The organism is Nonomuraea aurantiaca (assembly GCF_020215705.1).
Taxonomy (GTDB): Bacteria; Actinomycetota; Actinomycetes; order Streptosporangiales; family Streptosporangiaceae; genus Nonomuraea; species Nonomuraea aurantiaca.
On the sequence record NZ_JAIWNB010000035.1, the window covers coordinates 33,580 to 60,035 of the forward strand.

At 69.9% G+C, this 26,456-nt stretch carries 26 protein-coding genes; 16 read left to right on the forward strand and 10 right to left on the reverse strand.

Annotated features, from left to right (window positions below):
* Positions 1 to 13 precede the first annotated feature (13 nt).
* A complete protein-coding gene (locus LDL49_RS48035) occupies positions 14 to 676 on the forward strand; it encodes a Crp/Fnr family transcriptional regulator (protein WP_225301649.1) in 663 nt (220 codons plus the stop codon).
* Between the two features lie 45 nt (positions 677 to 721).
* Positions 722 to 2,152 carry an MFS transporter gene (locus LDL49_RS48040; RefSeq protein ID WP_225301650.1) on the forward strand — a complete coding sequence of 477 codons (1,431 nt, stop codon included), beginning with the start codon at positions 722 to 724 and terminating at the stop codon, positions 2,150 to 2,152.
* A gap of 39 nt (positions 2,153 to 2,191) precedes the next feature.
* Here LDL49_RS48040 and LDL49_RS48045 read toward each other — a convergent pair whose 3' ends face one another.
* Together LDL49_RS48045 and LDL49_RS48050 are read right to left on the reverse strand one after the other, a co-directional pair.
* Complete coding sequence (locus LDL49_RS48045) at positions 2,192 to 2,941, reverse strand: methylenetetrahydrofolate reductase (protein ID WP_225301651.1); 750 nt, start codon at positions 2,939 to 2,941, stop codon at positions 2,192 to 2,194.
* A 10-nt stretch (positions 2,942 to 2,951) separates the two neighbouring features.
* Positions 2,952 to 3,605 carry a TetR/AcrR family transcriptional regulator gene (locus LDL49_RS48050; protein WP_225301703.1) on the reverse strand — a complete coding sequence of 218 codons (654 nt, stop codon included), beginning with the start codon at positions 3,603 to 3,605 and terminating at the stop codon, positions 2,952 to 2,954.
* Between the two features lie 69 nt (positions 3,606 to 3,674).
* On the opposite strand from LDL49_RS48050, the gene LDL49_RS48055 reads away from it, so the two are divergent.
* The gene (locus LDL49_RS48055) at positions 3,675 to 5,099 is read left to right on the forward strand and encodes an MFS transporter (protein ID WP_225301652.1); all 1,425 of its coding nucleotides are present in this window, start codon (positions 3,675 to 3,677) and stop codon (positions 5,097 to 5,099) included.
* Here LDL49_RS48055 and LDL49_RS48060 read toward each other — a convergent pair.
* A complete protein-coding gene (locus tag LDL49_RS48060; protein WP_225301653.1) occupies positions 5,096 to 6,973 on the reverse strand; it encodes an ABC transporter ATP-binding protein in 1,878 nt (625 codons plus the stop codon). The two genes, LDL49_RS48055 and LDL49_RS48060, sit on opposite strands and share 4 nt — an antisense overlap.
* A gap of 34 nt (positions 6,974 to 7,007) precedes the next feature.
* A complete protein-coding gene (locus LDL49_RS48065) occupies positions 7,008 to 9,008 on the reverse strand; it encodes a PhoX family protein (protein ID WP_225301654.1) in 2,001 nt (666 codons plus the stop codon).
* A gap of 166 nt (positions 9,009 to 9,174) precedes the next feature.
* On the opposite strand from LDL49_RS48065, the gene LDL49_RS48070 reads away from it, so the two are divergent.
* Positions 9,175 to 9,615: a sterol carrier family protein gene (locus tag LDL49_RS48070; protein ID WP_372470687.1), complete on the forward strand. Its 441-nt coding sequence runs from the start codon at positions 9,175 to 9,177 to the stop codon at positions 9,613 to 9,615.
* 14 nt (positions 9,616 to 9,629) lie between these two features.
* Here LDL49_RS48070 and LDL49_RS48075 read toward each other — a convergent pair whose 3' ends face one another.
* Positions 9,630 to 10,625, reverse strand: coding sequence for a DUF4190 domain-containing protein (locus LDL49_RS48075; RefSeq protein WP_225301655.1), 996 nt, complete (start codon positions 10,623 to 10,625; stop codon positions 9,630 to 9,632).
* Positions 10,626 to 10,766: 141 nt separating this feature from the next.
* Between LDL49_RS48075 and LDL49_RS48080 the strand changes: the two genes are divergently transcribed.
* From LDL49_RS48080 to purM, 4 genes are all read left to right on the forward strand, one after another.
* A complete protein-coding gene (locus tag LDL49_RS48080; RefSeq protein ID WP_225301656.1) occupies positions 10,767 to 11,171 on the forward strand; it encodes a MarR family winged helix-turn-helix transcriptional regulator in 405 nt (134 codons plus the stop codon).
* A gap of 94 nt (positions 11,172 to 11,265) precedes the next feature.
* A complete protein-coding gene (locus tag LDL49_RS48085; protein WP_225301657.1) occupies positions 11,266 to 12,012 on the forward strand; it encodes an SDR family NAD(P)-dependent oxidoreductase in 747 nt (248 codons plus the stop codon).
* 49 nt (positions 12,013 to 12,061) lie between these two features.
* Entirely contained in the window at positions 12,062 to 13,498 is a 1,437-nt protein-coding gene (purF, locus tag LDL49_RS48090) for an amidophosphoribosyltransferase (protein WP_225301658.1), read from the forward strand.
* The gene (gene purM / locus LDL49_RS48095; protein WP_225301659.1) at positions 13,495 to 14,520 is read left to right on the forward strand and encodes a phosphoribosylformylglycinamidine cyclo-ligase; all 1,026 of its coding nucleotides are present in this window, start codon (positions 13,495 to 13,497) and stop codon (positions 14,518 to 14,520) included. The genes purF and purM overlap by 4 nt, the downstream gene beginning before the upstream one ends.
* 246 nt (positions 14,521 to 14,766) lie before the next feature.
* Here the strand turns inward: purM and LDL49_RS48100 are convergent, their stop codons facing one another.
* Positions 14,767 to 14,979 carry a DUF3073 domain-containing protein gene (locus tag LDL49_RS48100; protein ID WP_225301660.1) on the reverse strand — a complete coding sequence of 71 codons (213 nt, stop codon included), beginning with the start codon at positions 14,977 to 14,979 and terminating at the stop codon, positions 14,767 to 14,769.
* A gap of 151 nt (positions 14,980 to 15,130) precedes the next feature.
* Entirely contained in the window at positions 15,131 to 16,210 is a 1,080-nt protein-coding gene (locus tag LDL49_RS48105; protein ID WP_225301661.1) for a Glu/Leu/Phe/Val family dehydrogenase, read from the reverse strand.
* Between the two features lie 107 nt (positions 16,211 to 16,317).
* Here LDL49_RS48105 and LDL49_RS48110 point away from each other — a divergent pair, with 107 nt between their 5' ends.
* Together LDL49_RS48110 and bldC are read left to right on the forward strand one after the other, a co-directional pair.
* Positions 16,318 to 17,181 carry a DUF8083 family protein gene (locus LDL49_RS48110; RefSeq protein ID WP_225301662.1) on the forward strand — a complete coding sequence of 288 codons (864 nt, stop codon included), beginning with the start codon at positions 16,318 to 16,320 and terminating at the stop codon, positions 17,179 to 17,181.
* A gap of 322 nt (positions 17,182 to 17,503) precedes the next feature.
* Positions 17,504 to 17,707 (forward strand): developmental transcriptional regulator BldC, encoded by a 204-nt coding sequence (bldC, locus tag LDL49_RS48115; protein ID WP_013133571.1) that lies wholly within the window; start codon positions 17,504 to 17,506, stop codon positions 17,705 to 17,707.
* Between the two features lie 135 nt (positions 17,708 to 17,842).
* On the opposite strand, the gene LDL49_RS48120 is transcribed toward bldC, so the two are convergent.
* Entirely contained in the window at positions 17,843 to 18,454 is a 612-nt protein-coding gene (locus LDL49_RS48120) for a TetR/AcrR family transcriptional regulator (RefSeq protein WP_225301663.1), read from the reverse strand.
* A 200-nt stretch (positions 18,455 to 18,654) separates the two neighbouring features.
* On the opposite strand from LDL49_RS48120, the gene LDL49_RS48125 reads away from it, so the two are divergent.
* The 4 genes from LDL49_RS48125 to LDL49_RS48140 all read left to right on the forward strand — a co-directional run bounded on the left by LDL49_RS48125 (position 18,655) and on the right by LDL49_RS48140 (position 22,584).
* Complete coding sequence (locus LDL49_RS48125; RefSeq protein WP_263656463.1) at positions 18,655 to 19,704, forward strand: LacI family DNA-binding transcriptional regulator; 1,050 nt, start codon at positions 18,655 to 18,657, stop codon at positions 19,702 to 19,704.
* Between the two features lie 96 nt (positions 19,705 to 19,800).
* Entirely contained in the window at positions 19,801 to 20,055 is a 255-nt protein-coding gene (locus tag LDL49_RS48130; protein WP_225301664.1) for a hypothetical protein, read from the forward strand.
* A gap of 76 nt (positions 20,056 to 20,131) precedes the next feature.
* The gene (locus tag LDL49_RS48135; RefSeq protein ID WP_225301665.1) at positions 20,132 to 20,983 is read left to right on the forward strand and encodes an N-acetylmuramoyl-L-alanine amidase; all 852 of its coding nucleotides are present in this window, start codon (positions 20,132 to 20,134) and stop codon (positions 20,981 to 20,983) included.
* The gene (locus LDL49_RS48140) at positions 20,980 to 22,584 is read left to right on the forward strand and encodes a beta-N-acetylhexosaminidase (protein ID WP_225301666.1); all 1,605 of its coding nucleotides are present in this window, start codon (positions 20,980 to 20,982) and stop codon (positions 22,582 to 22,584) included. The genes LDL49_RS48135 and LDL49_RS48140 overlap by 4 nt, the downstream gene beginning before the upstream one ends.
* A 10-nt stretch (positions 22,585 to 22,594) precedes the next feature.
* On the opposite strand, the gene LDL49_RS48145 is transcribed toward LDL49_RS48140, so the two are convergent.
* Together LDL49_RS48145 and LDL49_RS48150 are read right to left on the reverse strand one after the other, a co-directional pair.
* Positions 22,595 to 23,374, reverse strand: coding sequence for a nucleotidyltransferase domain-containing protein (locus tag LDL49_RS48145; RefSeq protein ID WP_225301667.1), 780 nt, complete (start codon positions 23,372 to 23,374; stop codon positions 22,595 to 22,597).
* 101 nt (positions 23,375 to 23,475) lie between these two features.
* Positions 23,476 to 24,528: a quinone-dependent dihydroorotate dehydrogenase gene (locus tag LDL49_RS48150; RefSeq protein WP_225301668.1), complete on the reverse strand. Its 1,053-nt coding sequence runs from the start codon at positions 24,526 to 24,528 to the stop codon at positions 23,476 to 23,478.
* A gap of 58 nt (positions 24,529 to 24,586) precedes the next feature.
* Between LDL49_RS48150 and LDL49_RS48155 the strand changes: the two genes are divergently transcribed.
* Both LDL49_RS48155 and lpdA read left to right on the forward strand, forming a co-directional pair.
* The gene (locus LDL49_RS48155; RefSeq protein WP_225301669.1) at positions 24,587 to 24,961 is read left to right on the forward strand and encodes a tautomerase family protein; all 375 of its coding nucleotides are present in this window, start codon (positions 24,587 to 24,589) and stop codon (positions 24,959 to 24,961) included.
* An 83-nt stretch (positions 24,962 to 25,044) separates the two neighbouring features.
* Entirely contained in the window at positions 25,045 to 26,424 is a 1,380-nt protein-coding gene (lpdA, locus tag LDL49_RS48160; RefSeq protein ID WP_225301670.1) for a dihydrolipoyl dehydrogenase, read from the forward strand.
* The last annotated feature ends 32 nt before the right edge of the window (positions 26,425 to 26,456 follow it).

The following is a 26,456-nucleotide window of genomic DNA, read 5'->3' on the forward strand; positions in this document are numbered from 1 at the left end:
ACATAATCGGCGCATGAACGCAGATCCCGGCGAGTTCCTCTCCATGCTCACAGCCGACGAGGTCGAGGAAATGCGCGCCGCGGGCCGCCCGCGCAGGTGGGAACGCGGCACGACCGTGATGAGCGAGGGCGACACCTCCGACTGGGTGCTCGTCCTGACCGAGGGCCGGGTGAAGGTCTCCTCGCACACGAGCAGCGGCACCGAGGTGGTGCTGGCCGTACGCGGGCCGGGCGGCCTGCTCGGGGAGATGTCGGCCATCGACGGCTCGCCGCGTTCGGCCACGGTCACCGCGCTGGAGCCGATCGCGGGCATCGTGGTCCGCGACTTCCCGGCGTTCCTCCAGGCTCACGGGCGCATCGCCGTACTGCTCATGCAGCTCGTCACGGGACGGCTGCGCGACGCGGACCGCAAGCGGATCGAGTACGGGGCGTTCGACACCACGGGCCGGGTGGCGACCAGGCTGATCGAGCTGGCCGAGCGCTACGGCGAGAAGACCAACAGCGGCGTACGCGTGGCGCTGCCGCTCTCCCAGGACGAGCTGGCCGGGTGGACCGGGGCCTCGCGCGAGGCGGTCAGCAAGGCGCTGCGGCTGCTGCGGGACCGCGGGCTGATCGAGACCGGGCGGCGGCGCGTGGTGATCCACGATCTTGACGGGCTGCGCAAGCGGGCCAGATAGCCCTGCCGACAAATCGGACGTACGTCGTACGTCATAGTGGACGGCATGCCCCTCGCCGCCTACGACGACCGCCTCCGCTACGCCTGGCGCGTCTGCTCGGTCACCAGCCTCGGCCTCGTCCTCATCGGTATCGCGGGCAGTACCCTGAACGTCGCCCTGCCCACGGTGGTCCGGCACTTCCACGCGAGCCCGTTCGAATCCGGCTGGATCCTGCTGGCCTTCCTGCTGGTCAACACGGCCAGCCTGGTGTTCTTCGGCCGGGTGGCGGACCTGCTGGGGCGGCGGGAGATCTATCTGGCCGGGTTCGCACTGTTCACCGTGGCCTCGCTGCTGGCCGGGCTGTCGCCGGGCGTGTGGTTCCTGGTCGCGATGCGCGTGCTGCAGGCGGTCGGCGCGGCGATGATCCTGGCCAACGGCACGGTCATCATCACCGACGCGTTCCCGCCCGACCGGCTCAGCCAGGGCATGGGCGTCTACATCGGCACCCTCTCCGTGGCCCAGCTCGCCGGGCCGACACTGGGCGGGCTCATCGCGGACACGGCCGGCTGGCAGTGGATCTTCTGGGTGAACGTACCGGCCGGCCTGCTCGCCTTCGGCTGGGGCGCGGTGATCCTGCGAAAGATGCCCCGGGGCCCCCGCGAACCGGTGGACGCGCTGGGCAACGCCCTGGTGTTCGCCGCGCTCTCGGCCATCCTCATCGCCCTGTCCGAGGCGGGCTCCGCCGGGCTGTCGAGCCCCGCCGTGCTGACGGGGGCGGCGGTGTTCGCGGTGCTGGTGCCACTGATCGCGCTGGTGGAGCGGCGGGCCGCGCATCCGGTGCTCGACCTGCGGCTGTTCGGGGAGCGGCTGCTGGCCTTCGCCAACCTGGCCTCGTTCTGCAACGCGCTGGCCCGCTCGGCGCTGATCCTGGTCGTGGCGCTGTACTTCCAGGCGGCCAGGGGCGTGGACGCCTTCACGGCCGGGCTGAGCGTGCTGCCGGTGCCGGTCGGCATGGCGGTGGCCTCGCCCCTGGTGGGCTCGCTGAAGATCTCCCCATATGTCGTGGCGATCGGCGGCTCGCTGATGAGCGCCGTGGGGCTCGGCACACTGATGCTGACGGCGGACCCGGCCACGCCGTACTGGATCATCGGGATCGGCCTGTTCGTGGCCGGCTGCGGGAGCGGCACCTTCCTGACCGGCAACACCACGCAGGTCATGCGGGCGCTGCCGAGCGGCAGCCTGGGGGTGGTCAACGGTTTCCGGGTGATGATCATGAACATGGGGATCGTGATCAGCGTGGGCGTGTCGCTGAGCGTCCTGGCCGGCTCGGTGGGACCGGCCGAACGGGCCCAGGTGTACGCGGGGACGCTGGCCAAGCTGTCGCCGGTGGCGGTGGGGCAGGTGATGCACGGGTTCGAGCGGACGTACGCGATGCTGTTCGCCGTCGCCCTGACGGGCACCTTGTTCGCCGCACTGGCCCGGCCACGACCGTCGTGACGATCGGCTTCCAGGCGCTCGGGAGCGCGAGCAGCGGCCTCAGCCGAAAGCCGCGGCCAGCCTCGGCTCCACGTCGCGGTAGCGGCTGACCGGGATCAGATGGACGCCGTCGAAGGCGCCCGAGTCGCGGATGGCCAGGACCTGCTCGCAGGCCGCGTCCACGCCCGCCATGCGGTCGGCCGCCACCGCGTGGATCAGCCGGTCGGGGATGGCGATGTCGGGGATCGCCGCGGCCAGAGTGCGGGCGTGGCGCTCGCTGGCCAGCACCATCACCCCCGCGTAGACCGGCACGTCGACCTGGTTGGCCTCGCGCCAGCGCAGCAGGGCCTCCACAGAGAAGCCGACCTGGAGGAACAGGAAGTCGGCCGCGCGCTTCCAGGCAGGCAGGGGACGCAGCCCGGCCGCCGCGCCGACGCGGAACCCGCCGTCGAAGTTCCTGGCCTCCTCGATCATCGAGCGGACGGTCAGGTCGCTGGTCCGGATGCCGCTCGCCGGCTTGTCACCGTAGACGAACAGGAACTGGTCGACCCCGTAGGCCGCGGCCGTCAGCAGGTCGCGCTGGAAGCCGAGCAGATTGCGGTCGCGGGAGTTGAGGCAGGCGATGCTCCGCCCGCCCATCGCCTCGACCTCGTGCGCGACTGCCACGCTGGACACGGTCGCCCGGCCGATGTGGTTGTCGGGAATGAGGAACGAGTGGGCGATCTTGCTCATCGTGCCGATCTGGTGCCGGACGTGCTTCAGGTCCGGCGTGGTGGGCGGCTCGATCTCGCAGACCAGCTCGAAAGTCATGCCGAGCACCCTAACGCCTGGCCGCCAAGGCCTCCACGCCGCTGATGACCAGGTCCACGCCGAACGAGTCGTAGAAGCCGGCCGTCATCCCCTCGACCATCGGGCCCGCCATCTCCACCAGGTTCGGGTACTGGTCCGCCGGCAGTGACTCCAGGCCCAGGCGCTTCACCCGGACGATCTCGGCGATCTCCTCCGAGGTGTGGCGGGAGCGGAAGTGGACCGGGGCGTCGGCGATGGAGATGGCGCTCTGCAGCAGGTATTTGGAGATCAGACAGCACTCCTCCACCGTGAACCCCGCCGCCCGCGCCAGCCCCAGCGCCAGGTCCCAGACCGCCAGGAAGCTGGGCACGGCGCCCTGGTCCACCTGCTCCAGCACGCTCTTCGCGCACGGGTGGGCGCGCAGGACCCTGATCAGGCCCTCGACCAGCTCCCGTAGCCGGTCGGGCCACGGGCGGTCGTCGTCGGCCTTGATGCCGAAGCCCAGGATCAGGTGATCCGCCATGCCGACGAGCAGCTGGTCCTTGTTCTTGAAGTGCCAGTAGAGGGCCATCGGCGTCACGCCCAGGTCGGCCGCCAGGCGCCTGATCGTCACGGTGTCGAGCCCTTCGGCGTCACCGATCTCCAGGGCCCGCTCGACGATGGCCGCCGCGGTCAGTTTTCCCATCACGGTTGACAACTATACGACGTACAAGTTCACTATACGACGTACAAGTACGGCGTATAGGAGACGAATATGGACCGGCGCTGGTGGGCGCTCACCGCGGTGACGCTCGGCACCTTCATGACCTATCTCGACAACAACCTGGCGAACGTCGCGCTGCCGACGATCCAGCGGGAGCTCGGGCTGACGATCTCCGGCCTGGAGTGGATCGTGAGCGGCTACATCTTGGTGTTCGCCGGGCTCATGCTGGTCGGCGGCAGGCTGGCCGACGTGTTCGGCGCCCGGCGGGTGTTCGCGACCGGATTGGTGATCTTCACGCTGTCGTCCCTCGCCGCCGGGCTGGCCACCGACGGCACCATGCTGATCGCCGCCCGCGCCGTGCAGGGGTTCGGCGCGGCCATGCTCACGCCTACGGCGCTCTCGCTGCTGACGCAGATCTTCCCCGACCCGGGCGAGCGCGGGCGGGCGGTGGGCATCTGGAGCGCCTCCGGCGCCCTGTCGATGGCGCTCGGCCCGGCGGCCGGCGGCTTCATCAGCGAGCGGCTGCACTGGGGCTGGATCTACCTGATCAACGTGCCGATCGGACTGGTGACGCTCGGTCTCGCGCTCTGGGCCGTCCGTCCCGCCTTCACCCGGGTACGGCGCGGCCTCGACCTCCCGGGCCTGGCCGCCTCGGCGCTCGCGCTGTTCGCCCTCACCTACGGGTTGATCGAGGGCGACGGCGCCGGCTGGACCTCGCCGGAGATCCTGACCGCCTTCGGTGTCGCGCTCGCGGCGGCGCTGGCGTTCCTGCTCGTCGAGGCGCGGTCCGCCGAGCCGATGATCGACCTGTCACTGTTCAGGGCGAGGATGTTCAGCGGCGGCCTGATCACCATGGGCATCTGGTCGTTCGGCGTGTTCGGCATCTACTTCTTCAGCGCTCTCTGGCTGCAGAACGTGCTCGCCTTCTCCCCTACCGAGGCCGGCGCCGCGTTCGTGCCGATGGCCCTGGTCATGGCGGTCATGGCGATCCTGTCGCAGCGGGTCAGCGCGCGGCTGGGCATCGGCCCGACCGTCGCGCTCGGCATGGCGCTGATGGGCGGCGCCCTGTTCATGATCTCCGGGATCGGCGCCGACGGCGGCTACGGTGACGTGCTGCCCTGGTTCCTGGTGTACGGCCTGGGCGGCGGCCTGCTGGTGCCCCTGACCGCGGCGATCCTCTCCGGCATGCCCCAGGGCCGCTCGGGAGTCGCCTCTGGGGTGCTGAACGTCTCGCGCGAGGTGTTCGGGCTGCTCGGCATCACCGTCCTGGGCGCGGTGCTGAGCTCCAGGCAGAGCGCCAGTGACCGGCCGCCGCTGGCCGCCTTCCTCGACGCCTACCAGTTCACGCTGGTGCTGGCGGCCGTGCTCGTGCTGACGGCGATCCCGGTCAGCCTGTACGCCCTGCGCACCCAACGTACGAGCGGCCAGGTGAACCAGCCGCGACCCGAGCGGCACGAGCAGACGACCGCCGCCTAAGCGGCCCCGACGGTGGCGGGCTCGTCGAACTGGGTGCGGTACAGCTCCTCGTAGCGCCCCCCGGCGGCGAGCAGCTCGGTGTGCGTACCCCGCTCGACCACCCGCCCGTCCTCGATCACCAGGATGACGTCGGCGGCGCGGATCGTGGAGAGGCGGTGCGCGATCACCACGGCGGTCCTGCCCTGCAGAGCCTCGCCCAGCGCCTCCTGCACGGCCGCCTCCGAGGTGGAGTCGAGCGCCGCGGTGGCCTCGTCCAGGATCACCACCCTGGGCCTGGCCAGCAGCAGCCGGGCGATCGTCAGCCGCTGGCGCTCGCCGCCCGACAGCCGGTAACCGCGCTCCCCGACCACGGTGTCGAGACCGTCGGGCAGGGACTCGATGAGCGTGGCCAGCCGGGCCCGGCCGAGCACCTCCCAGAGCTCCGTCTCATCGGCCTCGGGCCGGGCGAGCAGCAGGTTGGCCCTGATCGTCTCGTGGAACAGGTGCCCGTCCTGGGTCACCATGCCGAGCGTGTCGCGGATCGAGTCGGCGGTCAGGTCGCGTACGTCCACGCCGCCGATCCGCACCGACCCCGAGTCGGCGTCGTACAGCCTCGGCAGGAGCTGGGCGATCGTCGACTTGCCCGCGCCCGAGGAGCCGACGAGGGCGACCATCTGGCCCGGCTCGGCCGTGAAGGAGACGCCGTGCAGCACCTCGACCCCGCCGCGCGAGTCGAGGACGGCGACCTCCTCCAGCGAGGCGAGCGAGACCTTGTCGGCCGCGGGGTAGGCGAAATGCACGTCGTCGAACTCCACGGAGACCGGCCCATCGGGGACCTGGACCGCGCCCGGCCGCTCCTTGATGAGCGGTTCGAGATCGAGCACCTCGAAGACCCGCTCGAAGCTGACCAGCGCGCTCATCACGTCCACTCGGGCGCTGGCCAGGGCGGTCAGCGGCGTGTAGAGGCGGGTGAGCAGCAGGGCCAGGGCCACGACCGAGCCGGGGTCGAGCTGGTCGCGCAAGGCGTAGAAGCCGCCGAGACCGTACACGAGGGCCAGGGCCAGCGCGGACACCAGGGTGAGCGCGGTGACGAAGACCGACTGGGTCATGGCCGTGCGCACGCCGATGTCACGCACCCGCTTCGCCCGCGCGGCGAACTCCGCCGACTCGCGGGCGGGCCGGCCGAACAGCTTCACCAGCGTCGCTCCGGGCGCGGAGAAGCGCTCGGTCATCTGCGTGCCCATGGCCGCGTTGTGGTCGGCCGCCTCACGCCGCAGCCGGGCGATCCTGGAGCCCATCCGGCGCGCGGGCAGGACGAACACCGGCAGCAGCAACAGCGCGAGCAGCGTGATCTGCCAGGAGATCCCGATCATCACGATGAGGGTCAGCACGAGCGTCACGATGTTGCCCGCCACGCTGGACAGGGTGTCGGTGAAGGCGCGCTGCGCGCCGATCACGTCGTTGTTCAACCGGCTGACCAGGGCGCCCGTGCGGGTCCTGGTGAAGAAGGCGATCGGCATCCGCTGGACGTGGTCGAAGACCGCCGTACGCAGGTCGAGGATCAGTCCTTCGCCGAGCCCCGCCGACAGCCATCTGGTCACCAGGCCGAGCCCGGCCTCCGCCAGGGCGAGGACCGCGATCAACCCCGCCAGCCCGGCCACGATGCCGAACGCCTCACCCTTGACGATCGCGTCGACGACCCGGCCCGCGAGGACCGGCGCGACCACCGCCAAGGCCGCCATCACCACGCTTAACACCAGGAAGAGCGTCACCCTTCGCCGGTGTGGCCGGGCGAAGGCGCCGATGCGACGGAGCGTCGCCCTGGACAGCGGGCGGCGCTCCGTCTGGTTGTTCATCGAGTACAGCTGATGCCAGGCGGTCATTTCCATGCTCATGCATGGCAGCCTAGGACCTCAACTTAACTTCAGGTCAAGCGCCGATCTTCTGGCCCTTCTCGTGCCAGACGACCGCGACCGACGGACGCGGCTGGTCACCGTCGGGCCAGTGGCTGGCCGGCTTGTCGGGGGTGGCGCCGTCCAGCTCGCCCGGATGCTGCACCGCGACGAACACGCTGCGCTGGTCCACGGTGACCATCGGGCCGCAGGTCTCCGCGCCGAGCGGGACCGTGAGGAACTGCCGCAGGTGCCCGCGCTCCTTGCCGCGCACGGGCATCACGAACATACCGTCGTTGCTGCCCAGCTGGTTGCCGTCGGTGGCGATCCAGAGGTTGCCGTCCCGGTCGAAGGCCACGTTGTCCGGGCAGGAGATCGGCGAGACCTTCGTCTTGTCGTAGCCGGCGAAGTAGGTCGCCGGGTCGTTCGGGTCGCCGCAGACCAGCGGGATCGACCAGGCGAACGTCCTCTCCCCCGCGTCGTCGCGCCGCTCGACGATCTCCAGCACGTGGCCGTGCTTGTTGGACGGGCGCGGGTTGGCCTCGTCGACCTGGGCCGCGGTGCGGTTGGTGTTGTTGGTCAGCGCCACGTAGACGCCACCGGTGACGGGGTTGCGCTCCATGTCCTCGGGGCGGTCCATCTTGGTCGCCCCCACCTTGTCGGCGGCGACGCGGGTGTAGACCAGCACCTCGGTGGCGGTCATGCCGTCCACGTACGACCTGTCGCCCGAGACCAGCGGGATCCACTGGCCGGAGCCGTCGAAGGCGCCGTCGGAGGGCAGCTTGCCCGACCCGTCGATCTCGGCGGCGGGGCTGTCTCCGGTGAACTTGGCGACATAGAGCGTGCCCTCGTCGAGCAGGTCCCTGTTGTGCCGGTCGTTACCGGGGATGAACCGGTTCTTCGACACGAACTTGTAGATGTACTCGAAGCGGGAGTCGTCCCCCATGTACACGACCACGCGCCCGTCGCGGGCCAGCGTGGTGTTGGCGGCCTCGTGCTTCAGGCGGCCCAGCGCGGTCCGCTTGACGGGCGTCGAGTCGGGGTCGAACGGGTCGATCTCCACCACCCAGCCGAACCTGTTGGCCTCGTTCGGGTGCTTGGCCAGGTCGAAGCGCTCCTCGACGCGGTCGAAGCGGCGGCTGCTCGACGGGGTGCCGGTGGTGATCGTGTAGCGGGAGATGTACGGCAGCTGCGCCGCCGGGACCTTGTCGCCGTTGACGAAGTACTGGTCGATGTTCTCCTCGGCCGTCAGCACGGTGCCCCACGGCGTGGATCCGCCGGAGCAGTTGTTCAGCATGCCGACGGGCGTGCGGCCCTTCGGGTCGGCGGCGGTCTTGAGCAGGTCGCTGCCCGCGGCCGGGCCGCTGAAGCGCATCGGCGTCTGGGCGGTGACGCGCCGGTTGTAGCGCCGGCGGCCGGTGGTGACCAGCTTCCACTGGCCGGTGCCGCGGACGCGCTCGATCTCGACGACCGAGCCGCCATGGGCGGCCAGCGCGATCTTGATCTGGTCCTCGGTGGCGGCGGCACCGTTGGTGTAGCCGCGGAACATCAGGTTCTCGTTGGTGTACTCGTGGTTCACCCAGAGCAGCCCGCGGTTGGCGCCCATCGGGAAGAGCGTGACGAAGTCGCAGTTGTAGCCGAACTGCTTGGCCTGCGCCTCGGGGCTCTGGTGGTCGAAGTCGAACGCGGGCGCGTCGGCCGTCACGGGGTCGCCCCAGCGCGCGACGACGCCCGAGGTGTAGCCCTCGGCGACGGTCAGCGCGTCCTCCTTGTTCGGCGGCACGGGGGTGAAGCGGATGCCGCCCGAGGAGTGGCCCAGGAGCTCGGCCTCCGGCGGCTCCGTGGAGTCGGCCAGAGCCGGTACGGCCCCGGCGACGCCGGCCCCGACGACCCCGGCGGCCAGAGCGCCCAGGGCGCCGGCGCGGAGCATGCCCCGGCGGGACATCGCCTCGGCGACCACATCGCCGAAGTAGGTGTTGTCACTGGTGTTGGCCACGTCGTGCGCACAGGCGTTGCCGCAGCGGAACCGGCAGGTCATCGCCGATCGTCCAGATGTATGCGCGGGAAGCAGCGGTAGCAGCCGGTTCGCCACAGTTCCTCCAAAAATGAGCTGTCTTACGGCGGGGACGCTACGACCGCCATCGAAACCGCAGGTGAACGAGGACCTCCGACACGATGAACGCTTTCCACGACACAATGGTCAAGTGCCTTCGCGGAAACTGGACCCGGAAAAAATGCGGGCCGCACTGGACGCCCAGCTCGTGGCGCTGGACGAACCACCCTTCGACGGACCGTCCTCGGCACTGGCCGACGCGCTGGTCTCCGCCGTGCTCGCCGCCTACGAACGCGATCTCCGGCCCGAACGCGACGCCGCCCGGCAGGCCGTACGCCACCTGCTCGACCGGCTGGCGACCGAGGCGCCCGGCCGGACGGTGGAGGTGCGGGTGCCGCCGTACGCGGCCGTACAGGCCATCGCGGGGCCGCGGCACACCCGCGGCACTCCCCCGAACGTCGTGGAGACGGACGGCCGCACCTGGATCGAGCTCGCGCTGGGCCGCCTCACGTGGGCCGAGGCCATGGCGAAGGGCGCCGTCTCAGCGAGCGGCGCCCGTGCCGACCTGTCCGGCCATCTCCCGCTCTCCTAGCGGGCTGGCGAACACTAGGGAGTACGCCTCATCCAGGGGAACTTGCTCTCGAAGCACTGGTCGGCGAGCTGGCCGGGAAGGTGGCCGCACTCCTGGACCACGCTCCAGAACCAGATGGCCACGACGGCGAAGATGATCAGGGCCAGGATGCTGACCGCGATGCCGGTGATGGCGCGGCCCTTGCCCACGCCCTTGCTGAGCGCGACGCAGCCGAAGACGATCGACAGGATCGCGGTGAGCAGGCCGGTGAAGCAGACGAAGACGAGGAACGGGCTGGCGACGCCCAGCACCAGCGAGGCCGTGGCCAGGCCGCTGCCGGGCTGGGCGGGTGGGCCCGCCTGGTACTGCTGGTACGGGCCCCCTTGCTGGTAAGGACCCCCTGGAGGGTAGGCGGCGCCCCCTGGCGGGTAGGCGGCGCCCCCTGGCGGGTAGGCGGCGCCCCCTGGCGGTGGGCCGTAGCCTGGGCCGCCCCCGCCGGGCGGCCCGCCGTACGGGCTGGAGGGCGAGGTGCCGGGCACGGCCGGGATGGGCTCGGTCCGAGGAGGCTCCTCCGGCGGCCGCCCTTCCCCATAGGACGGGGTCTGCGGCCCGGCTTCCCCGTACGACGGAGGCTGCGGCACGAACGACGGCCGGTCCTCCTCCGGTGACGGCGGCGGCCCACCCTCAGGCGAGGGCGGCGGCTCGTGGCGCGGCGGCTCCCCCTCCGGCGAGGTCGGCGGCTCGTAGCGCGACGGCGGCGTGGGTCCCGGCGCGCCGGGCTCCTCTCCTTCGTCATTCCAGCCCGGATAGGACGGCCGCGCGCCCGGCGTCGGAAACACCTGGGTCTCCTCCGCCTCGCCACCACCCTCCTCGACCTCGGCCGGCTCAGGGGTCTCGGGCGCGGTGGGCAGGTCGGGGTGGAACGGCTTGCCCGGCTCGCGGCGGGGCCGCGGCTGCTCCTCCGGAGGCTCGTCCTTCGAGGGGTCGCCGTCGTTCGGCCGAGGCTGGTTCGGATCCCCAGGTGTGGTCACGTCTGCGTCTCCCGACGGGTCGTATGCCGGATACTTCACCTTTTCGCGGCAGACATCGCCGAAACCACGCGACACGGTAAGAGCCCGCTCATCCTTGGGTCACCATGCGCCAAAGTGGCAGGCGACGGGCAAGATGAGGACATGCTGGAAGAGACCCTGACCTACGCGTTGATCATGGTCATGAAGACGAAACGCAACCGGATGGCCGCGGCCCTGGTCCCGCTCGGCCTGCACAGCGGCCAGGAGTTGCTGCTCAACCAGCTGTGGCAGGAGGACGGCCTCACCCAGACCGAGCTCATCCGGCGGCTGGGCGTCGAGCCGCCGACCGTCACCAAGACCGTCCAGCGCCTGGAGCGGGCCGGCTTCCTGCACCGTTCGCCCGACCCCGACCGGCCGCGGGTGAGCCGGGTCTGGCTGACCGACGCGGGCAAGGCGGTCCGCGAGCCCGTGGAGCAGATCTGGACCAGGATGGACGAAGAGCTGCTGAGCGCGTTCGACCCGGATGAGCGGGACATGTTCGGCCGCCTGCTGCGTGCCATGCCCTAACGACCCTTTCACTCCCAGCGAAACCGCCTTGCGCGCAGGCGTCGCGATAGAGTTAGCTGGCTAATTAGTCGGCTAACAAATAGAGGAGTTCATCATGCACGTGCTCGTCACCGGCGGTTCGTCCGGCATCGGCGCGGCCACGGCCGTCGCCTACGGAGCCACGGGAGCCCGCGTCACCATCACCTACAACTCGGGCGAGGAACGGGCGGCCGAGGTGGTCAAGCGTGTGGAGCAGGCCGGGGGCACGGCCACGGCCGTCCACCTCGATCTGGAAGACCACGCGAGCATCACCGCCGCCGCGTGGGCGGCGGGGCCCGTGGACGCGCTGGTCGCCAACGCCGTGCGCTGGGGCACGATCATGCCCAACAGCGTCGCCTTCGAGGACGTACCCGCGGCGGAGTGGACGGCCGCCCTGCACGCCAACGTGGTCGGCAACGCGATCCTCGCGGGGGCGGTGCTGCCCGGCATGCGGCGGAATGGTTTCGGGCGGATCGTGTTCGTCTCGTCGGGTGCGGCGGAGGAGGGACTGCCGGGCCCCGGCGCGTACGGCACGGCCAAGATGGCCCTGCACGGCATGGCCCGCGCACTGGCCTGGGAGGCCGGCAAGGACGGCATCCTGGTGAACGTCGCCGCCGCCGGATTCACCCTCACCGAGCGCGAACGGCCCGTTCCGCAGGAGGTCGCGGACGCGCTCGCCGCCCGTACGCCCACCCGGCGGCTCTCGACGGCCGACGACCTGGCGGCGCTGATCGTCTTCCTCGGCTCCGCGGCGAACCGCAACCTCACCGGAGAGATCATCCGCGACGGATCCAACGCCGGCCGGTCGGCGCACGCCCTCTGATCTGGCCCCCGGGTGCGAGCAGGGGAACGGCCGACCTAGACTGAAGCACGTGCTGAAAGGCGACGGCCGGCTCGGCCATGACCTGGACCCCCAAGACCATGCTCCTAAAGACGCCTGCGGCGTCTTCGGTGTCTGGGCGCCAGGCGAGGAAGTCTCCAAACTCACCTACTACGGACTGTACGCGTTGCAACACCGCGGACAGGAGTCCGCGGGCATCGCGGTCAGCGAGGGCAGCCGCATCCTCGTCTACAAGGACATGGGCCTGGTCTCCCAGGTCTTCGACGAGTCGGTGCTCGGCACCCTCAGGGGTCACCTGGCCATCGGCCACTGCCGCTACTCCACGACCGGCTCCAGCGTGTGGGAGAACGCCCAGCCCACGCTGAGCTCCACCGACGACGGCGGCCTCGCGCTCGCCCACAACGGCAACCTGATCAACACCCCGGAGCTGGCCCAGCGGCTGGCTCCCGGGGCGACCAGGGCGACCACCGACACCGAGGTGCTCACCACGCTGCTCGCCCAGGACCGCGACCGGTCCATCGAGGACGCGGCGGCCGAGCTGCTGCCGCAGGTCAAGGGCGCCTACTCACTGGTGTTCATGGACGAGAAGACGCTCTACGCGGCCCGCGACCCGCAGGGCATCCGCCCGCTGGTCCTGGGTCGCCTGGAGCGGGGCTGGGTGGTGGCCTCCGAGACGGCCGCGCTCGACATCGTGGGCGCCACGTTCACCCGCGAGATCGAGCCGGGCGAGATGCTCACCATCGACGAGCGCGGCGTCAGGTCGCGCCGGTTCGCGCTGGCGGAGCCGAAGGGCTGCCTGTTCGAGTACGTCTATCTGGCCCGCCCCGACACCACCATCGCCGGGCGCGGCATCCAGGTCACCAGGGTCGAGGTCGGCCGCGCGCTGGCCCGCGAGCACCCCGTCGAGGCCGACCTGGTCATCCCCACGCCCGAGTCCGGCACACCCGCCGCCGTCGGCTACGCGGAGGAGAGCGGCATCCCCTACGGCCAGGGCCTGGTGAAGAACTCCTACGTCGGCCGCACCTTCATCGAGCCCTCGCAGACCATCCGGCAGCTCGGCATCAGGCTCAAGCTCAACCCGCTGCGCGAGGTCGTCGAGGGCAAGCGTCTGGTCGTCGTCGACGACTCGATCGTGCGCGGCAACACCCAGCGCGCGATCGTCAGGATGCTGCGCGAGGCCGGCGCCAAAGAGGTGCACGTACGCATCTCCTCGCCGCCCGTGGCCTGGCCGTGCTTCTACGGCATCGACTTCGCCACCAGGGCCGAGCTCATCGCCGGCTCGCTCAGCATCGAGGAGATCCGGGCCTCGCTCGGCGCCGACTCGCTGGGCTACATCTCGCTGGAGGGCCTGACCAAGGCCACCACGATCCCCGCCGAGCGCCTGTGCCGGGCCTGCTTCGACGGCTCCTATCCCATCCCCATCGACCAGGACAACGTGGGCAAGTTCGTGTTGGAGAGCAAGGCGTGACGACGTACGAGGCCGCCGGGGTCGACATCGAGGCGGGCGAGCGCGCCGTCTCGCTGATGAAGGCCAAGGTGGCCCGCTCACGCAGGCCCGAGGTGGTCGACGACGCCAGCGGATTCGCCGGTCTGTTCGACGCCTCGGCCCTGCTGCGCTACCAGCGCCCGCTGCTGGCCACCTCGACCGACGGCGTGGGCACCAAGGTCATGCTCGCCCAGCAGTACGGCAAGCACGACACGATCGGCGTCGACCTCGTCGCCATGGTCCTCGACGACCTGGTGGTATGCGGCGCGGAGCCGCTGTTCATGACCGACTACATCGCCTGCGGCAAGGTGGTGCCCGAGCGCATCGCCGAGATCGTGGGCGGCGTCGCCGAGGGCTGCCGGCTGGCCGGGGCGGCCCTGCTCGGCGGCGAGACCGCCGAGCACCCGGGCGCCATGGGTCCCGACGAATACGACCTGGCGGGCGCGGGCACCGGCGTCGTGGAGGCGTCGGCGATGCTCGGCGCCGACCGCGTGCGGGCCGGCGACGTGGTCCTCGGCCTGGCGTCGTCGGGAGCGCACTCCAACGGCTATTCGCTGGTACGCCACGTGCTGCGCGAATCGTCGCTGTCGCTCGACGCCGACCTGCCCGAGCTGGCCAGGCCGCTCGGCACCGAGCTGCTGGAGCCCACGAAGATCTACTCGCTCGACTGCCTGGAGCTGGCCCGGACGGTCGACGTGCACGCCTACGCCCACATCACCGGCGGCGGCATCGAGAGCAACCTGTCCCGCTCGCTCCCCGGCCACCTCGACGCCGTCCTCGACCGCTCCTCGTGGACCCCGCCCCCGATCTTCTCGGTCCTGGCGGGTTACGGCGGCATCGAGCAGAAGGACATGGACAAGACCTTCAACCTGGGCGTCGGCATGGCCGCCATCGTCGCCCAGGAGGCAGCAGACGAAGCCCTCCGCCTACTGGCCGAACGCAACCTACCGGCTTGGGTGTTGGGCGAAGTCACAGAAGGCACCGGCCAAGCCACCTACCGCTGACGCTCACAGGGTGGCGGGGTCGCCGACGACACCTGCCACCCGTTGGCACCCAGACGGTTACACCGTCTTGTAACGGCGCCCAGCCCTGTGCGGGCTCAGCGGCCGTATTCCTGGAGGCCCTCAGCCCTGTACGGCGGGTGGCGGCCGGCCGTGCTTGCCGTAACCCTGAAAGATCAAAAGGGGTGGCGGCAGAAAAGCGCCCCACGGGTGGGTGCCGTGGGGCTGGGTGCTCAACCGGAACGACGGTTACCTGTCGTCGTCTTTGTTGCTGTAGTCATCGACGTAATCTGCATAGCGATCCGCCAGCTCATCGCTGAGGTCGTCGGCGGCGTCGTCATTGTCGCTGGAGTCTCCGACCCCGAGTTCATCGCGAAGACGATCAAGATCCGTGCCACCGCTGTTGTACTTCAGCTGGCGAGCAACCTTGACCTGCTTGGCCTTTGCTCGGCCGCGCCCCATTGGCTCGACCCCCTCGTGTGGGGTCGTCCCCGACCCCTCGTCGCTAACGCACCACACACTGACGCCGCCTGACTTTGGGCGTCAGCCTATCGTTCGCCTATTACCGTACCTGTTTTGTGCCCAGCTCGGTACGTCGTATGGGCGCGGGGCGTCAGTGGCCTAGCCAAATGCCCCTAATACGCCCGACTTCCGACATTCTGCGCTCGGCCAGCCTATCTGCTGCGACCGCCGGAGGGACGCCCTCGTCGGCCGCGATCGCGAAGATCTTCAGAGTCGTGTCGTAGATCTGGGTCGCCTTGGCTCTGGCACGCTCCATGTTGAAGCCCTCGAGCTCGTCGGCGACCTGGATCACGCCGCCCGAGTTGACCACGTAGTCGGGCGCGTAGAGGATGCCGCGCTCCGCGAGCTGCTTCTCCACGCCCGGATGGGCGAGCTGGTTGTTGGACGCGCCGCAGACGATCTTGGCGCGCAGCCTGGCCGCCGAGTGGTCGTCGAGGGCCCCGCCCAGCGCGCAGGGCGCGAACACGTCGATGTCGGCCCCGGTGAGCGCCACCGCGTCGCCCACGACGTCGACCTCGGGGTGACGCCGCCGTACGCGCTCGACCGCCTTGGGATCGACGTCACACAGGACCACGTCGGCGCCGTCCTCGCGCAGCAGGTCGACCAGCCGGTGGCCGACCTTGCCGACGCCCTCGACGCCGATCCGCCTGCCGCGAAGCGACGGCGAGCCGTAGACGCGCTCGGCCGAGGCGCGCATGCCCTGGTAGACGCCGAAGGCGGTGAGGATCGAGGAGTCGCCGGCGCCACCGTGCGCCAGCGTGCGGCCGATCACGTGGCGTGACTCCCGGGCGATGACGTCCATGTCCTCGCTGTAGGTGCCCACGTCACAGGCGGTGATGTAGCGCCCGCCGAGCGACTCGACGAAGCGACCGTAGGCGCGCAGCAGCGCCTCGCTCTTGTCCCGGCGCGGGTCGCCGATGATGACGGCCTTGCCGCCGCCATGGTCGAGACCGGCCAGCGCGTTCTTGTAGGCCATGCCCTTGGCCAGGTTGAGCACGTCGGCCAGAGCCGCCTGCTCGCCCGCGTACGGATAGAACCTGGTGCCTCCCAGGGCCGGCCCGAGTGCGGTGTTGTGGATGGCGATGATGGCCCGCAGGCCGCTCTGCTCGTCGGCGCAGAACACGACCTGCTCATGGACGTCCTTGTGGGACGAGCCGAAGACATCGGTCACGGTAGTGACTCCCTGTCCCGTGTCCGTCGCCCCGTTGCGACGGATCTCGTCTCTCAGCGTAGTAGCGCGACGATGCGAGCAGGTTGTCTTCATGACACGATGCCTCCGTGCTGCCCTATGCCGCTTACCTCCGGGTCTACGAGCCGCTGACCGCGTTCGCCGAGTCCGAGCGCAAGGTCTGGGCCGAGTACGCCGAATCGCGTGATCGCCCCCGCCGGGCCACCGCGCTCAACGCCGAGCACGCCGAGGCCGTCGGGCGCCTGCTCGGCATGCCGCCCCACCCGGCACCCGCACAGGAGAGCCCCAACGCCTATCTGCGGCGCGTTGAGGACCGTCTCTATGTTTGTCCGTGGCAGACCCGGCTGCGCTCGTGGCTGGCCTTCTCGAGACTGCGTGGCAGTACTCCTACGAAGCTCATGGACCGGTTCGTGCCCAAGGCGATCGCCGAGCAGACCGCCGACGACTTCGACCGCTACAAGCGCGCGGGCGACTCCGCCACGCTGCGCACCCACATCCGCACGACGGCATGGCACGTGCCACCCGCGTGGTTCGTACCCTTCGACGGCAACGAGCGCTGGCTGGTGCTCGGCTCCTCGACGCCGGGACAGGACGTGACCACCACGACGGGACGCAACCTCATCTATGTCACCTCCATGGCCCAGGCCAGGAGGCGCTGCGCGCGGGCGCTGCAGGTGCTGCGCAGGCACCTGGGCGACGTGGCGAACAACATGGACGTGGAGGACGTGGCGAGGTGGCTGGAGGAGTTCCACCCGCACTCGCTGGTCGAGCTCGACTACGGCGGCCTGGTGCGCCTCATGAACGATGACGCTCTGCAAGCGGACCAGTCCGTCGCGGAGCTCTCAGCGGCCCTCACAGGTCTGGACACGGGTCAAGAAGAGCTTGCCTACGCCATGTATCAGAGGGTGATCCTGCGCTGGAAGTCAATGCAACTTCTGGAATCTGCCAACTGAACCCCAATACAACCGTCTGACCTGCATAAGTAGGTCATGACTCGCGGCTGCTCTCTTCTGCGAACTGAGTAGTTTGCCGTTTTCACTGCGATACCACGAAACGTGTCGCTAGAATCACCGAGCGTGACATCGCCATGTGAGCGGGCAGTTGGGTCAAAGAAGGGCTCGCAAATCGCTCTGCGTGGCGGTATGGTCACTTCGGGTGATGCCGCATATGGCTCAGAAAAGCCGCACGCTCTGGGCTATAGGGGGACATCCGTGACACGCGCAAAGGGAGTCACAGGATCGCTGAGCCGGTCCACACGGAGGAGAGGCCGCACAAATGTCAGCTCGTACACCCGAGGCCGAGCCGCTGCTCACGCCCGCTGAGGTCGCGACCATGTTCAGGGTCGACCCCAAGACCGTTACCCGGTGGGCGAAGGCAGGCAAGTTGACGTCGATTCGTACCCTCGGCGGTCACCGGCGTTACCGGGAGACCGAGGTCCGCGCACTGCTGGCGGGGATTCCGCAGCAGCGCTCGGAGTAGTGCCGGGGTCGTCACGAACCTCAGGGGGGTTGAATGGTGGGCCGTGCTGGACAGCCCGGTCCACCCAGGTGACGACGTCATGTCATAATGGGGAGCTGGCGCCGCCCGCCCGGCGCCATCCTTCCCGAAGGGGATCTAGGCCAGTTGTTCCCTGGTCAGCAGATCCAGCAGCCGGTTGACCTCCGGGTCATAGCCGGCGGCTACTCCGAGTAGTGCGACCATGTGGTCCACGAGCATCTTCTCGAGCGTCGGACGCTCGATGTCGCGGTGTTCCAGCCAGTCGAGGCCGGCGGTCTCCACCGACGCGATCCACGATCTCAGCGTCGTACGCAGCACCGGGCTCGGCCGTTCGACCCGCATCTGCCGCTGGATGAGCCGGAAGAGGCGTTGCCGCACACCGTCGACGATCTCCCCGACCTCCCCCGCCCGGTTGGTGGGGCCGCCGCGCAGCAGCGCCGCGAAGCCGGCCGCGTGCTCCTCGACGAAGTCGAAGTAGCGCCCGAGCCCCGAGGCCAGCTCCTCCAGGGGCCGGCCGCCGCCCTGCGGGCGCAGCCGCGACTCCAGCTGGTCGGCCGCGCTCTTCAGCGCCGCCACGTACAGCTCCTGCTTGCCGCCGAAGTAGTGGTAGACCAGTGCCCGCGAAGCCCCGGCGGCCGAGGCCACGTCGTCGATCGAGACGTCTTCCGCGTCGCGTGTGCTGAAGAGTTCGAGGGCCGCGGCCATGAGCTCCTCGCGACGGCGATCCACGCTGAGCCTGCGCCGAGCCGGTCGGGCCGCTTCGGCTGACTTCCCGGGTGTCACAACAGCACAGTATCCGACGCCGTGCCTAATAGCGGACATGTAGCCAAGGGGTCAATATCAGCCTTCCCTAACATGAGGCCGTACCCTGCGGCGAACTCGATCGTTTGGTCAGACAGGTGCCCAACTTCGCATCGCGGGGGAGACACATGTCAGGACCACCCGTCAACACTTCAACTATTACCGAGCTCAGGGAGGTAGACGCGGTACCTCGGCCACGACCGACCATCCGCAACGTCGCGGAGCGAGCCGGCGTCTCGAAGTCGCTGGTCTCACTCGTACTACGCGGATCCCCGCACGTGAGTGAGCACCGGCGGCAAGCCGTACTGCAGGCGGCCCGCGAGCTCGGCTACCGGCCCAACGCCGTCGCGCGGAGCCTCGTCGAGGGCCGCACTCACCTCGTCGGCGCGCTCGTCGCCGACCTGCACAACCCGTTCTACGCCGAGTTCCTCGACGGACTGCAGGAGAGCCTGCACGGCGACGGACTGCGCATGCTGATCGGCAACAGCCAATGGGACCCCGCCTTCGAGGACGAGGCCGTGGAGGCCTTCCTGGAGCTCAGGGTCGACGGGCTGGTGTTACTCGGCATCGCGCCGACCAGCGAGACGCTGATCGAGGCGACCTCCTACACGCCGACGGTCGTCGTAGGGGAACGTGACATCGAGCTCGAAGGCGTCGACATCGTGGTCGACGACGACCAGCTCGGCGCCCGTCTGGCCATCGACCACCTGGTCGATCACGGCCACAAACGGATCGCGCACATCGAGGGTCCGCGCTCCTCACGCTGCGAGGGCTATCTCGTGGCGATGCGCAGGCACTCGCTGGCGCCCTACATCATGGTCGAGGCCGCGGAGTCGACCGAGGAGGACGGCCGGCAGGCCGCCCTCGCCCTGCTCAGCCGCGAACCCAGGCCCACGGCGATCTTCGCCGCCAACGACGTGGTCGCGCTCGGCGTCCTCTCGGCCGCGGCGGAACTGGGCCTGAAGGTACCGGACGACCTGTCGGTGGTCGGTTACGACAACACCCACCTGGCCGCCTCGCACCACATCTCCCTCACCTCCGTCGACCAGCCGCGCCGCACCATGGGCCGGTCCGCGGCGGCACTGCTCAGCGACCGGATCGGAGACCCCGCGAAAGTAGCCCGCCTGCGACAGGTGACACCCGAACTCATCGTCCGGCGGAGCACGGGTCCCGTTTAGAGAGAGCCAAAGCTGGGTCAACCCGTGCGGTGGCGGCGCCGCACGGCGGTTTACTCGTCAGGGTCATGCGACACGATCTGATCCGGGGGGACAACCATGCGTGATCCGGAACTGGTGTCCTGCGCCCAGCGCGCGGCGACCGAGCTCGAACGTGCCTGGGCGCAGTGGCGCGCGGGCCGGGACAGGGGCAGGGGTATCGACGTCGGCGCAGAATCCGTGGCCAGCTACGTCGCCCACTCCCTCGACCACCCGTGGGGCCGTCCCCGCGTCGTCCTCGGCCTCGACGCCGAGGACGCCCGGGAGCTCGCCGCGCTGCTGGAGCGGCAGGAGGTGGGCGAACACGTCTGGTGAGGAGCCGCTCTCCGCACAGGAGCCGCTCTTCACATAAGCGTCTGGTGAGGGCCCCGCTTGACGTAAGTTGGAACGCATGCGTGCTCTACCAGCGTCACTCCTCGCCGCCTGCGGCCTGATCGCCACCGCGTGCGGCGGCACCGACAGCGGTGGCGCCGCAGCAGGTCAGGCCGCCCGAGCAGCCGCGACGACCCCAGCCGCGGCCCCGGCGTCGGCGCCGACCCAGGCGAAGTCTCAGGCCCATGCCAAGCCTCAGGCGGTGGCCGGCCCGCTGGAGGGCAAGACCATCGTCATCGACCCTGGGCACAACGGCGGCAACTACCGCAATCCCACGGCCATCAACCGCAAGGTCAACGTGCTGACCAAGTGGAAGCCGTGTGACACGACGGGCACCGAGACGGCGAGCCACTACACCGAGGCCGCCTTCAGCTGGGACGTCGCCAACCGCATGGTCAAGATCTTGAAGGCCCGCGGCGCCAAGGTGAAGCTGACCAGGACCGACAACAACAGTGTCGGGCCGTGCATCACCCAGCGGGCCGCCATCGGCAACAAGGCCAAGGCCGACGCCGCGATCTCCGTGCACGGCGACGGCGCCCCGGCCGCCGACCACGGCTTCCACGTCATCATGCCGAAGAAGATCAACGGCCCGGTCGACCCCGTCGTGGCCGACTCGAGCAGGCTGGGCGTGGCCGTGCGCGACGCGTTCAAGAAGGGCACCGGTTTGCCCTACTCCACCTACATCGGCAGCAAGGCCCTCGACTACCGCAACGACCTCGGCGGCCTCAACCTGTCGACCGTGCCGAAGATCTTCATCGAGTGCGGCAACATGCGCAACGCGGGCGAGGCGGCCAAGTTCCAGGATCCCGCGTTCAGGCAGCGGATCGCGGTGGCGCTCGCCGACGGATTGCAGCACTATCTCAAAGCATGATTCCTCGCCCCAATCTGCTGAGCGATCTCTCCGCCTCCTACGAGCTGGCCTCGGGCGCGGCCGTCTCGGGGCCCGCTGACCTGGTCGACGCCGTACGCCTGGCGCTCCCGGTGCTCGACCTGCGGCCGGGCGACGCGGGAGCCGTCGACCTGCGGCACGACCCCGCCCTCGGGCCGGAGGCGTACCGGCTGGTCGTGGGGTCGCGCGGAGTGGAGATCACGGCGGGTGACCGGGCGGGCGCCTTCTACGCGGGACAGTCGCTGCACCAGTTGCTGCCGCACGCGTCCTACCGTTCCGCGTTCTCGGCCGAGGCGGCGTGGATCGTTCCCGGGGTACGCGTCGAGGACGCTCCCCGCTTCTCGTGGCGTGGGCTGCACCTCGACGTGGCCAGGCACTTCTTCCCCAAGCGGGAGGTGCTGCGCCTGGTCGACCTGATGGCGATGCACAAGCTCAACCGCCTCCACCTGCACCTGGTCGACGACCAGGGCTGGCGGGTGGAGAGCAGGGCCTACCCGAGGCTGCACGAGGTGTCGTCGCACCGCTCGCGCACCGCGGTCAACCACTACCGCGAGCCCAACGCCTACGACGAGATCCCGCACGGCGGCCACTACTCGCTCGACGACCTGGCGGAGATCGCCGCCTACGCGCGGGCCCGCGCCGTCACCGTCGTGCCGGAGATCGACGTGCCGGGGCACGCCCAGGCGATCCTGGCCGCCTATCCGGAGTTCGGCTCCTCCGATGAGGACTACCAGGTGCTGGAGCGGTGGGGCATCACGCCGGCCATCCTGTCTCCCATGCCGCCCACAGTGGAGTTCCTGACCACGATCTTCGACGAGTTGATCGGCGCCATCGGCGAGACCCCCTACGTGCACATCGGCGGCGACGAGGTGGTCCTCGACCACTGGACCGCCTCCGCAGAGATCACCGCCTACCGCGACTCGCTGGGCCTGTCCTCCATGGGCGAGTTGCAGGCGTGGTTCCTGCGCCGGCTGGCCGACGTGCTCGCAGAGCGCGGCGCGCGGGCGGTCGTGTGGGACGAGGCGTTCGTCAGCGGCGAGCTGCGGCACGACACGCTGGTGATGCCGTGGCGCGGGATGAGCGTCGGCCGCCGGGCCGCCGCGGCGGGCCACGAAGTGATCGCGACACCGGTGTTCCCGCTGTACTTCGACTACGCAGAGTCGGCGTCGGCCGACGAGCCCGTGGCGATCGGCGACGCGATCACGGTCGCCGACGTCGCGGCCTTCTCCCCCGCCCCGGACGACTGGTCCGAGGAGGAGCGGTCGCGGGTCGTCGGGGCGCAGGCCCAGCTCTGGAGCGAGCGCATCCCTGACCCCCGCACGCTCGACTACCGGGCGTGGCCGCGGGCGTGCGCCCTGGCGGAGGTGGCGTGGTCCGGCTCGGCGGGGACCGACTTCCCGGCCCGCCTGAGCGAACATCTCGGCCGGCTCGACGCGATCGGGGTGGAGTACCGGCCGCTGGACGGTCCCAAGCCGTGGCAGCGGCGCAGGCCTCACCGGCCGGCCGCCGTACGCGTGGCCGACGTCATGACGCGGCTGGACTCGATGACCCACGACGCGGAGTCGACCAGGCCCAGCGTGTGAGCGGTGGCCCTCACATCTCCAGGACCATGGTCATGAAGGCCAGCAGGTCGGCCCGGCGACGGAACGGATTGCGGTAGAGCGCGGGGCCGCCCTGCCTGATCCGCAGCGCCTCGCGCACGATCCGGTGCCAGCGCTCGTGGAAGGCCTCCAGCGCGTATTCGCCGGCGGCCGACTTCGACGTCACCTCGCCCACCGCGAGCGTCTGGCGCAGGCGGGCGATCCCGAGCACTCCCCACGCGGTCTGGTAGTCGCTCAGCGCGGCCACGCCCGGCCAGGAGATCCGCCGGGCACTGCGCTGAACCCACCTGGTCCAGTACGTCGCCAGGTTCTCCCGGGTCGTCCGGGCGAGCGTGTCCCAGTCGGTGTGGATGCCGAGCTGAGCCGCCGCCGGTCCCCGGACCGCCACTCCGCTCTGGGCGAGTACGTGCCAGGTGACCAGGTGCCGCTCGAACCGTCCCGACTCGGTCAGCCGCCATTCGCGCACCGACGGGCCGTCGGGTGCCTGGGCCGGGTCCTTGCGCAGGTCGTCCCAGGTCACGTAGAGCCCGTCGAAGTGCGGCTTGGCCCCGGTGGGCTTCAGCTCGGCGTGGATCGTACGAAGGGCCGCGGGATCGGGCGACCGGCTGGTCACGGCGACGAAGTCGATGTCGCTCAGCTGCGGCCGGTAGTCGCCCAGCGCGATCGATCCCTGCAGGTACAGCCCCTCGACCAGACCGGGCGCGTGGCGATCGGCCAGCGCGAGGTAGTCCCGGCACAGACGCGAGGGGATGTCAGGCAGATCATCGAGCATCCGGGAACCCTAGCAACGCCGGGAAACGCATGCTGTCGCGTTTCCGGGATCGCAGTTTTCAGGCCACGCGCTTCACACCGTACGTTTTCACCTCGCGCGTCTCAGGCCGTGCGGCCGATGGCTTCGGAGATCGAGGTGAGGCCGTGGCGGCGGACGCGGCGGGCCAGCTGCCGGTGGATGCGCGCGGCCCAGAACGGCCCGCCGTAGATCCACCCGGTGTAGCCCTGGACCAGGGTGGCCCCGGCGAGCAGGCGTTCCCACACGTCGTCGACGTCCTCCACGCCGCCCACGGAGACCAGAGTGAGCCGGTCGCCGACGCGGGCCCGCAGCCGGCGCAGCACCTGCAGGGAGCGGGCCTTGAGCGGGCGTCCCGACAGCCCGCCGGTCTCGCCGCCGTGCCGGATCGTGGTGTTGGTCGCGATGATCCCGTCGAGTCCCAGCTCCAGCGCCAGGTCGGCGACGGCGTCGACGTCCTCGTCCGCGAGGTCGGGCGCGATCTTCACCAGCAACGGGGTACGGCGCGGGGTGCCGTCCGCGACCAGCTTGACCGAGGCGAGCAGCGGGCGCAGCAGCGACACGGCCTGGAGGTCGCGCAGCCCAGGCGTGTTGGGCGAGCTCACGTTGACCACGAGGTAGTCGGCCAGCGATGCCAGCTCCTTGGCGCTGGCCACGTAGTCGGCGACGGCCTCGGACTCGGGCACCACCTTGGTCTTGCCGATGTTGACCCCGACCACGACCGGGATTCCCCGGGTGCGGCGCAGGCGGCGCGCGGCGGCGGCCGCCCCGGCGTTGTTGAACCCCATCCGGTTGATGACGGCCCGTCCCGGCACCAGCCTGAACAGCCGGGGCCGGGGGTTGCCCGGCTGGGCGTGCGCGGTGATGGTGCCGACCTCGACATGGCCGAAGCCCAGGGCGGCGACGCCCTCGGCGCATGCGGCGTCCTTGTCGAACCCGGCGGCCAGGCCGAGCGGTCCGGGGAAGTGCACGCCGAACGCGCTGACGCGCAGAACCGGGTCGTGCGGCGCGAGCGCTCGATGGAGCAGCCGCTTGAGCAGGGGTAGCGCCGAGAGCAGCGCGAGGGCCCTGACAGTCAGATGGTGCACGGCCTCGGCGTCGAAACGCCGCAAGACCTGCGTGAACACGAGGCGATACATCAGGGGTCAGGCTATCAATCGCCGGACCTCGCGGCGGAGACGCCCTATATTGACCGACATGGCGCAGCTCAAGATCTACGGTCGGCGGGACGTGTGGGCCGGGCGGCAGCGAGAGCTCTCGGACCTGCTGCACTCCTGCCTGGTGAGCGCGTGGGGGTTGCCGGAGGACAAGCGGTTCCACCGGTTCCTGCTGCTCGACGCCGAGGACTTCGTGTGCCCGCAGCGCGGCCCGAACTACCTGATCATCGAGGTGGTCTGCTTCACCGGCCGCAGCGACGACGCCAAGCGGGCGCTGATCCGGACGATCTATGACAGATCTCAGCTCGCCGCCGAGGACGTGGAGATCACGATCATCGAGATGCCCAAGGTCAACTGGGGCATTCGCGGGGTTCCGGCGGACGAGCTGGCGCTGCCGTACAACGTGGAGGTCTAGGTTCGGGCGAGCGCACTCGGCCGAGTCCTTGACCCAGGGGCGAGGTTCAGGGGTGGAGTTGGGCGGACGGTATGGTCCGACTCATGAGCACTCACTATGACGTCGTCGTTCTCGGCGCGGGTCCCGGAGGGTACACGGCCGCGGTCCGCGCCGCCCAGCTCGGGCTGCGCGCAGCGGTCATCGAGGAGAAGTACTGGGGTGGCGTCTGCCTGAACGTGGGCTGTATCCCGTCCAAGGCACTGCTGCGCAACGCCGAGCTCGCGCACATTTTCCACAACGAGGCCAAGACCTTCGGCATCAGCGGCGAGGTCAGCTTCGACTACGGCGCCGCCTTCCAGCGCAGCCGCAAGGTGGCCGACGGGCGGGTCAAGGGCGTCCACTACCTGATGAAGAAGAACGCCATCACGGAGTACGACGGCCGCGGCACGTTCCTCGACGCCAACACGATCCAGGTGAACGACGAGACGATCACCTTCGCCACCTGCATCATCGCCACCGGGGCCAGCACCAGGCTGATCCCGGGCACGTCGCTGTCGGAGCGGGTGGTGACGTACGAGGAGCAGATCATGACCGATCAGCTCCCCGGCAGCATCATCATCGCGGGCGCCGGCGCCATCGGCGTGGAGTTCGCGTACGTCCTGCACAACTACGGCGTCAAGGTGACGATCGTGGAGTTCCTCGACCGGATGGTCCCGCTGGAGGACGCGGAGGTCTCGGCCGAGCTGGCCAAGCGCTACAAGCGGCTCGGCATCGAGGTGCTCACCTCCACCCGCGTCGACGGCATCGAGGACACCGGCGCCTCGGTCAAGGTGACCGTCACCCGCGACGGCCAGCAGCAGGTGCTGGAGGCCGACAAGGTGCTGCAGGCCATCGGCTTCGCGCCGCGCGTCGACGGCTACGGGCTGGAGAAGACCGGTGTGGCCCTCACCGACCGGGGCGCGATCGCGATCGACGGCAGGTGCCGGACGAACGTGCCGCACATCTTCGCCATCGGCGACGTCACCGCCAAGCTGATGCTGGCGCACGCCGCCGAGTCCATGGGCATCATCGCGGCCGAGACGATCGGCGAGGCGGAGACCATGGAGCTCGACTACGTGATGATCCCGCGGGCCACGTACTGCCAGCCGCAGGTGGCCAGCTTCGGCTACACCGAGGCGCAGGCCCGTGACCTGGGCTATGACGTGAAGGTGGTCAAGTTCCCGTTCACCGCGAACGGCAAGGCGCACGGCCTGGGCGACGCGGCCGGCTTCGTCAAGATCATCAGCGATGACAAGTACGGCGAGCTGCTCGGCGCGCACCTGATCGGCCCGGAGGTGACGGAGCTGCTGCCCGAGCTGACGCTGGCCCAGCAGTGGGACCTCACCGTGCACGAGGTGGCGCGCAACGTACACGCCCACCCGACGCTCGGCGAGGCGGTCAAGGAAGCGATCCACGGCCTCTCGGGGCACATGATCAACATGTGACGGAACGGCGCTTACTCGCGGCTAACACCCGA

Excerpts from the sequence above, each read along its gene's own strand:
- LDL49_RS48125 (WP_263656463.1), top strand. The coding sequence starts at position 18,655 with ATGTCAGGACCACCCGTCAACACTTCAACTATTACCGAGCTCAGGGAG.
- LDL49_RS48145 (WP_225301667.1), bottom strand. The coding sequence starts at position 23,374 with ATGCTCGATGATCTGCCTGACATCCCCTCGCGTCTGTGCCGGGACTAC.
- LDL49_RS48080 (WP_225301656.1), top strand. The coding sequence starts at position 10,767 with ATGCTGGAAGAGACCCTGACCTACGCGTTGATCATGGTCATGAAGACG.
- bldC (WP_013133571.1), top strand. The coding sequence starts at position 17,504 with ATGTCAGCTCGTACACCCGAGGCCGAGCCGCTGCTCACGCCCGCTGAG.
- LDL49_RS48150 (WP_225301668.1), bottom strand. The coding sequence starts at position 24,528 with ATGTATCGCCTCGTGTTCACGCAGGTCTTGCGGCGTTTCGACGCCGAG.
- LDL49_RS48035 (WP_225301649.1), top strand. The coding sequence starts at position 14 with ATGAACGCAGATCCCGGCGAGTTCCTCTCCATGCTCACAGCCGACGAG.
- LDL49_RS48140 (WP_225301666.1), top strand. The coding sequence starts at position 20,980 with ATGATTCCTCGCCCCAATCTGCTGAGCGATCTCTCCGCCTCCTACGAG.
- LDL49_RS48065 (WP_225301654.1), bottom strand. The coding sequence starts at position 9,008 with ATGACCTGCCGGTTCCGCTGCGGCAACGCCTGTGCGCACGACGTGGCC.
- LDL49_RS48100 (WP_225301660.1), bottom strand. The coding sequence starts at position 14,979 with ATGGGGCGCGGCCGAGCAAAGGCCAAGCAGGTCAAGGTTGCTCGCCAG.
- LDL49_RS48060 (WP_225301653.1), bottom strand. The coding sequence starts at position 6,973 with ATGAGCATGGAAATGACCGCCTGGCATCAGCTGTACTCGATGAACAAC.
- LDL49_RS48050 (WP_225301703.1), bottom strand. The coding sequence starts at position 3,605 with ATGGGAAAACTGACCGCGGCGGCCATCGTCGAGCGGGCCCTGGAGATC.
- lpdA (WP_225301670.1), top strand. The coding sequence starts at position 25,045 with ATGAGCACTCACTATGACGTCGTCGTTCTCGGCGCGGGTCCCGGAGGG.
- LDL49_RS48135 (WP_225301665.1), top strand. The coding sequence starts at position 20,132 with ATGCGTGCTCTACCAGCGTCACTCCTCGCCGCCTGCGGCCTGATCGCC.
- LDL49_RS48085 (WP_225301657.1), top strand. The coding sequence starts at position 11,266 with ATGCACGTGCTCGTCACCGGCGGTTCGTCCGGCATCGGCGCGGCCACG.
- LDL49_RS48045 (WP_225301651.1), bottom strand. The coding sequence starts at position 2,941 with ATGACTTTCGAGCTGGTCTGCGAGATCGAGCCGCCCACCACGCCGGAC.
- LDL49_RS48040 (WP_225301650.1), top strand. The coding sequence starts at position 722 with ATGCCCCTCGCCGCCTACGACGACCGCCTCCGCTACGCCTGGCGCGTC.
- LDL49_RS48155 (WP_225301669.1), top strand. The coding sequence starts at position 24,587 with ATGGCGCAGCTCAAGATCTACGGTCGGCGGGACGTGTGGGCCGGGCGG.
- LDL49_RS48130 (WP_225301664.1), top strand. The coding sequence starts at position 19,801 with ATGCGTGATCCGGAACTGGTGTCCTGCGCCCAGCGCGCGGCGACCGAG.
- LDL49_RS48055 (WP_225301652.1), top strand. The coding sequence starts at position 3,675 with ATGGACCGGCGCTGGTGGGCGCTCACCGCGGTGACGCTCGGCACCTTC.